We start from the raw sequence: 5,589 nt of genomic DNA on the forward strand, positions 1-5,589 counted from the left end.
CGCGAGCAAGCCAAGGGCGGCGTCGATCCGGCCGCGGAGCCAGTGGCCGTCCGAAAGCCAGGGCAAAAGGCGGGCGATCGCGACATCGGGCGGCGCATCGGCCAGCGCGTCGATCGCCGCGGCCAGGCCGCCGGGAGCGCAATCGGCGGCGGTCCATGCCGCGTCGAGATCGCGCGCCGCCCGGCGCATCGCATCGCGGCGCGCGATGTCGGCGCGGGGAAAATGGTCGTGGCGGGATGATGCGGCGGTCGTCACGGGGGCCTTGGCGGGGTGCGCGCCACCGGGCAGCGCACACCCGCCGCCATCAGTCGTAGATGATCAGCGCGACGGTGACCGCGATCTCGAACACCGATGGTCCCGACGCGGCGGTGTCGCCGACGAGCGAGCCGAACAGCCCGACCGCGGTGTCGAGCAACGGCAATGCGTCGATGTCGATCGATGGCAACTCCATAATCCCCTCCCCTTGAATGACCGGCGGCGCGACCCGGCCGCCGGTCACAGGGCTAGAAAACGGCGCGCGCGGCGGCCAGTTAACTTATTGTAATGGGGCCAGGGGTGGGGGGAGCTGGCGGGCAATAGTGCCTTAGCGCGGCACCTTGCCGGTTTTGATATAGCTTTCCTGATCGGCCGCAAACGCCCGGCGGCCGTTCGCGATATTGCCGTCGATTTCCGCTTGGGCGGCGCTTTCCGACCGCCCGCTTGCCATCGCGACCTTGACCGCGATGCCGCGGAAACGCGCTTCCTGTTCGAGGCAGCTTTTCGCGAACCCTTCCTGGAACTTCGCCGGGTCCATCTTGGTCGTCATGCCCATCTGGACGGTCGCGCGCAGGCATCCGGTGAAGTCCGTCGCCGCGGTTTGAAACGCGGCGCGGTCGGCCTCCGCGACCTGAGCCGCGGCGGCGGTCGGCGCGGCCGCGGCGATCAGGCAAGCCCATGGCATTGTTCGCAACATATCCATCTCCCTAAGGGTTCGGCGCGATCCTAGGCCGATATCAGGGTCCAAGCCAGAGCGACAATCCGGGCGGCGGGTCGACGGGTGGCGCATCCGCGATGTGCCGAACCGCATCGGCGCGCGCGCGGGCGAGGATCGCGGCGGGGACGTCGGCGGGATGGAAAATATGGTCAGCCTCCCCCAGCAGGCGCGCGGCGCGCAGGCTGAGGTCGTCGGGGTCGGGGCCGACCAGCGTGATCGTTTCGAGGCGCGACGGCCGCAGCGGCGTTTCGCGCGCCAGCCAGGCGTCGACCTGGTCGGCCGCGTCGCTGCCCAGCGGATCGAGCGCACCGCCCCGCGCCAGTGCATCGTCGATCGCGCGGCGGCGGTCGGCCGCGTCGGGCCAGCGGGCTTTCAACGCGCCGCGCGCCGCATGGAGCGCGGATGCGAGCGCGCCGAGCCGCGCGGGGAGCAAGGCTTCGATCCGCTGGCGGATGGCTTTGGCAAGGCCCGCCGACGCACCGCCCGTCCCGATCGCGATCGTCACCGGGGCGCGGTCGACGATCGCGGGGGTGGTGAAGTCGCAAAGATCGGGGCGGTCGACGACATTGACGAGCAGGCCGCGCGCGCGGAGCGCCGTCGCGGCGGCGCGGGCGTCGGCTTCATCGTCGAGGGCGACGAAGGCGATCGCCGCGCCCTCCTCCCATTCGGGCACGATCCGGCCGCCCGCGCGGACGATCAGCCGCGCCTTGGCATCGGCCGCCTCCCCCTTCCCGACCAGCACGACCGTGCGGCCGGCCAGGTTCAGGAAGATGGGAAGCTGGTCCACGTCAATCGATCCAGTCGGGCACGCGTTCGGCCGCCATGATCGTGCCCGCAGCGATGCGATCGGCGACGACGACATAGCGGTCGCCGTCGACAAGCACCTCGGGAACGAGGCTGCGGCTGTTATAGGTCGACGCCATCGTCGCGCCATAGGCGCCCGCGGTGCGGAAGACGCCAAGGTCGCCAGGCTGCACCGCATCGGTCACCCGGTCGCGCGCAAAGGTATCGCCGGTTTCGCACACCGGGCCGACGATCGACGCGGTCATCTTGTCACCCGTCGGCCGGACCGCGACAAAATCATGGTAGGCGTCGTAGAGCGCGGGCCGCGCCAGGTCGTTCATCGCCGCATCGACGATGACGAAGGGGTGGCTTGCGCCGGGCTTGACCCACAGCACCTCGGTCAGCAGCACGCCGGTGTTGCCCGCGATCACGCGGCCGGGTTCAAACATCAAGGTGACGTCCCAGTCGCGGGTAACGCGGGCGACCATGGCGCCATATTCGGCGGGCGACGGTGGATTATCGTCGTCCTTGTACGGCACGCCAAGACCGCCGCCGAGGTCGACATGCGTGATGCTGTGTCCCGCGGCGCGCAGGTCGGTGACAAGTTCGCCGACGCGCCGGAACGCGGCTTCGAGCGGTTCGAGGCTGGTCAACTGGCTGCCGATATGCACCGCGATGCCGCGCATGTTCAGCCCGGGCAGCGCCGACAGGCGGTCAAAGATTTCGGGAGCGACGTCGATGCCGACCCCGAACTTGTTTTCGGCCTTGCCGGTCGAGATCTTGGCATGTGTGCCCGCATCGACGTCGGGATTGACGCGCAGCACCGCCGGGGCGGTCATTTCCTTTGCCAGCGCAATTTCCGACAGCGCGACACCCTCCGGCTCATGTTCGATGTTGAACTGGCCGATGCCGCGGTCGAGCCCCTGCGCCAGTTCGGCGCGCGTCTTGCCGACACCCGAAAAGACGATATCTTCGGCCGCCATGCCCGCGGCGAGCGCGCGCTCAAGCTCTCCGCCCGAAACGACGTCGGCGCCATAGCCCTGCCGCGCCAGGACGCGCAGCACGCCCAAATTGGGGTTGCACTTGATCGCGAAGGCAAGATGCTTCTTCGGAACATCCTTCAGCCCGTCGCGAAATGCCTGTGCATGAGCTTCGAGCGCGCCGCGCGAATAGACATAGACGGGCGTGCCGATTTCTTCGGCGATGCGCGGCAAGGGGATGTCTTCGGCGTGCATGACGCCGTCACGAATTTCAAAATAGGTCATTAGTTATAGTCCTGAAGCTCAGCCCGGAGGCGGCAAGTCAAAATCGTCGGGTTCGCGTTGTTCGGACCGTTTGAGAAGTTCGTCGCTGCGCGCTGGCCGGGCCTGCGCGTCAGGCGTCGTGAGCTCCTCCGTCGTCGGGGCGCGCGTGGCGCCAACGGGAATCGCCGCGGCGGGCTGGCCTGCCACGGGCTTCAGATCTTCCTTGCTGCCGCACGCGCCGAGCAGCGCGGTCGCAGCGATAGCAAAAATGACGCGGCGCTTTGTCGCCATCACATCGTTCCTTCGAGCGCCGCGCGGGCTGCGGCGATGGCCTGCCTTACCCGGTCGGGCGCGGTGCCGCCATAGCTTGTGCGGCTGGCAACCGACGCTTCGACCGTCAACGCCGCCAGGACGTCGGGCGTTACCGCGGCATGGATGGCCGCAGCATCCTCGGCGGGCAGCGCCGACAGCTCGACGCCCAGTTCTTCGGCCCGCTTCACGCAAGCGCCGACGACATGATGCGCCTCGCGGAACGGCAGCCCTGCCTCGCGCACCAGCCAGTCGGCAAGGTCGGTCGCGGTCGAATAGCCCGACGCCGCCAGCGCGCGCATCCGGTCGGTCCGAAAGGTCAGCGTTTCGACCATGCCGGTCATCGCCGCGAGCGACAGCGCGAGCGCGTCGAACGCGCCGAAAACGGTTTCCTTGTCGTCCTGCAAATCCTTGGAATAGGTCAGCGGCAGCCCCTTCACGATCACAGCCAAACGCTGGAACGCACCGAGCAGCAGTCCCGCGCGGCCGCGCACCAGTTCGGCGGCGTCGGGGTTGCGTTTTTGCGGCATGATCGAGCTGCCGGTCGACCAGGCGTCGGGCAAAGCCACAAAACCGAAAGGCTGGCTGGCCCAGATCACGATTTCTTCGGCAAGGCGCGACAAGTGGATCGCCGCGATCGAGGCCGACGCGCAAAATTCGAGCGCGAAGTCGCGGTCGGACACCGCGTCGATGCTGTTCGCCATCGGACGGTCGAAGCCGAGCGCCGATGCCGTCGCATCGCGATCGAGCGGGAAGCTGGTGCCCGCCAGCGCCGCGGCGCCGAGCGGCGATTCGTTGAGGCGTCGGCGCGCGTCAACAAAGCGCGAACGGTCGCGGCCGAACATTTCGACATAGGCGAGGAGATGATGGCCGAGCGTCACCGGCTGCGCGACTTGCAAATGGGTAAAGCCGGGCATGATGCTGCCCGCATGTTCTTCGGCGCGCGCCAGCAGCGCCGCCTGGATCGCGCCAAGGCCCGCGTCGATCCGCTCGCACGCGGTGCGCGTCCACAGGCGGAAATCGGTCGCGACCTGATCGTTGCGCGAGCGCGCGGTGTGGAGGCGTCCGGCGGCTTCACCGACCAGTTCCTTGAGCCGCGATTCGACGGTCATGTGGATGTCTTCGAGCGCGAGGTCGACGGGGACGCCATTGGCGGCAAATTCATCCGCGATCTGCGCCAGCCCACGGTCGATGACGACGGCGTCATCGGCACCGATGATGCCCGCGGCACCAAGCATCGCGGCGTGCGCGCGGCTGGCCGTGATATCTTCTTCCCACAGACGCTTGTCGATGGGGATTGATGCGTTAATCTCTTGCATGATCGCCGCGGGTCCGCCACCGAAGCGGCCGCCCCACATGCTGTTGCTGTCCGGAGTATTCGCCATCCGCCGCGTTCCAAGCCCGTATCTTGCGACCCTCGCCGTGCTTCTGGCCGGATCAATCGCGGGCTGCGATAGGGAAAAGCAGACGGACGGGCAAGCGGCAGAAGGCCAAGCAAATATTTCGCCGGGCCAAGCGAAGCAAGGCGGCGTCGATCATTTCCAGCATGTCGTCGATCGCAGCCGCAAGGGGGCGAAAGCCCCCGACGTCGCCTTTCAGGGCCCCGACGATGCGCCGGTGACGCTGGCAGCGTTTCGCGGGCGCCCGCTGCTCGTCAATTTATGGGCGACCTGGTGCGCGCCGTGCGTCGCCGAAATGCCGACGCTCGACGCGCTCGCGGCGACCAGCGGCGACCGGATGACGGTGATCGCGGTGGCGCAGGACCTGCAAGGCGCCGAAGTCGTCGACCCCTGGTTCCAGAAAGCGGGGATGAAGGCGCTGCAACCCTATGTCGATCCCGAGAACGGGTTGCTTGATGCCGCCAGCAGCGCGTTGCCGACGAGCATTTTCTACGACGCCGAGGGGCGTGAGCTTTGGCGCGTCGTCGGGGCAATCGACTGGCAGGGTAAAGAAGCGCAGGCTTTGTTGGCCGAGGCTGGTACTTAGCCCCCTCCCGCTTGCGGGAGGGGGACGCAAAGAAAGGACGGACGCCCCATGACGCCCGCCCTTCCCTGCGACCCAGAGCAAGGCTCCGGGGAACTCGGCATGACTTATCCGCCGACCGTCACACGGCCGCTGCGATAGCCTTTCTTTCGCATTTCCTTCACATAATCCTTGTCGGCGTCGACCACCTCGGTCTCCCATTCGTCCCACGCGTCCCAGCGGTCCTCGCGGTCGGTGGCGCGGCGAAGGTCGCTGGTCAGCTCCTTCTCCGCCTCCAGAATGTCGGTCTTGTAATTA

The 5,589-nt window shown here is 67.7% G+C and carries 7 protein-coding genes and 1 pseudogene; 1 reads left to right on the plus strand and 7 read right to left on the minus strand.

All coding sequences use genetic code 11. The features are described from left to right. Positions 1–304: 304 nt before the first annotated feature. The 6 genes from A3E77_RS10240 to argH form a co-directional block, all read right to left on the minus strand. Positions 305–451, minus strand: a complete 147-nt coding sequence (locus A3E77_RS10240) for a hypothetical protein (RefSeq protein WP_293645586.1) — start codon at positions 449–451, stop codon at positions 305–307. Between the two features lie 132 nt (positions 452–583). After that, complete coding sequence (locus A3E77_RS10245) at positions 584–952, minus strand: hypothetical protein (RefSeq protein ID WP_293645588.1); 369 nt, start codon at positions 950–952, stop codon at positions 584–586. A 40-nt stretch (positions 953–992) separates the two neighbouring features. Beyond that, positions 993–1,760: a precorrin-2 dehydrogenase/sirohydrochlorin ferrochelatase family protein gene (locus A3E77_RS10250; protein WP_293645590.1), complete on the minus strand. Its 768-nt coding sequence runs from the start codon at positions 1,758–1,760 to the stop codon at positions 993–995. 1 nt (position 1,761) lies between these two features. Further along, entirely contained in the window at positions 1,762–3,021 is a 1,260-nt protein-coding gene (gene lysA, locus A3E77_RS10255) for a diaminopimelate decarboxylase (RefSeq protein WP_293645592.1), read from the minus strand. 18 nt (positions 3,022–3,039) lie between these two features. Next, positions 3,040–3,291 carry a hypothetical protein gene (locus tag A3E77_RS10260; RefSeq protein WP_293645594.1) on the minus strand — a complete coding sequence of 84 codons (252 nt, stop codon included), beginning with the start codon at positions 3,289–3,291 and terminating at the stop codon, positions 3,040–3,042. Further along, entirely contained in the window at positions 3,291–4,694 is a 1,404-nt protein-coding gene (argH, locus tag A3E77_RS10265; protein ID WP_293645596.1) for an argininosuccinate lyase, read from the minus strand. The genes A3E77_RS10260 and argH overlap by 1 nt, the downstream gene beginning before the upstream one ends. On the opposite strand from argH, the gene A3E77_RS10270 reads away from it, so the two are divergent. Then, positions 4,666–5,295, plus strand: a complete 630-nt coding sequence (locus A3E77_RS10270; RefSeq protein WP_293645598.1) for a TlpA family protein disulfide reductase — start codon at positions 4,666–4,668, stop codon at positions 5,293–5,295. The genes argH and A3E77_RS10270 overlap by 29 nt on opposite strands. A gap of 104 nt (positions 5,296–5,399) precedes the next feature. Here the strand turns inward: A3E77_RS10270 and A3E77_RS10275 are convergent. Beyond that, positions 5,400–5,589 (minus strand): annotated as a pseudogene (locus tag A3E77_RS10275) (hypothetical protein); the annotation flags it as partial.

Source organism: Sphingopyxis sp. RIFCSPHIGHO2_12_FULL_65_19 (genome assembly GCF_001830555.1).
In the GTDB taxonomy this organism is placed as follows: domain Bacteria; phylum Pseudomonadota; class Alphaproteobacteria; order Sphingomonadales; family Sphingomonadaceae; genus Sphingopyxis.

Bases quoted from the DNA above. Each gene is read 5' to 3' on its own strand.
- A3E77_RS10240 (WP_293645586.1), bottom strand. From the start codon at position 451: ATGGAGTTGCCATCGATCGACATCGACGCATTGCCGTTGCTCGACACC.
- A3E77_RS10245 (WP_293645588.1), bottom strand. From the start codon at position 952: ATGTTGCGAACAATGCCATGGGCTTGCCTGATCGCCGCGGCCGCGCCG.
- argH (WP_293645596.1), bottom strand. From the start codon at position 4,694: ATGGCGAATACTCCGGACAGCAACAGCATGTGGGGCGGCCGCTTCGGT.
- A3E77_RS10270 (WP_293645598.1), top strand. From the start codon at position 4,666: ATGCTGTTGCTGTCCGGAGTATTCGCCATCCGCCGCGTTCCAAGCCCG.
- A3E77_RS10260 (WP_293645594.1), bottom strand. From the start codon at position 3,291: ATGGCGACAAAGCGCCGCGTCATTTTTGCTATCGCTGCGACCGCGCTG.
- lysA (WP_293645592.1), bottom strand. From the start codon at position 3,021: ATGACCTATTTTGAAATTCGTGACGGCGTCATGCACGCCGAAGACATC.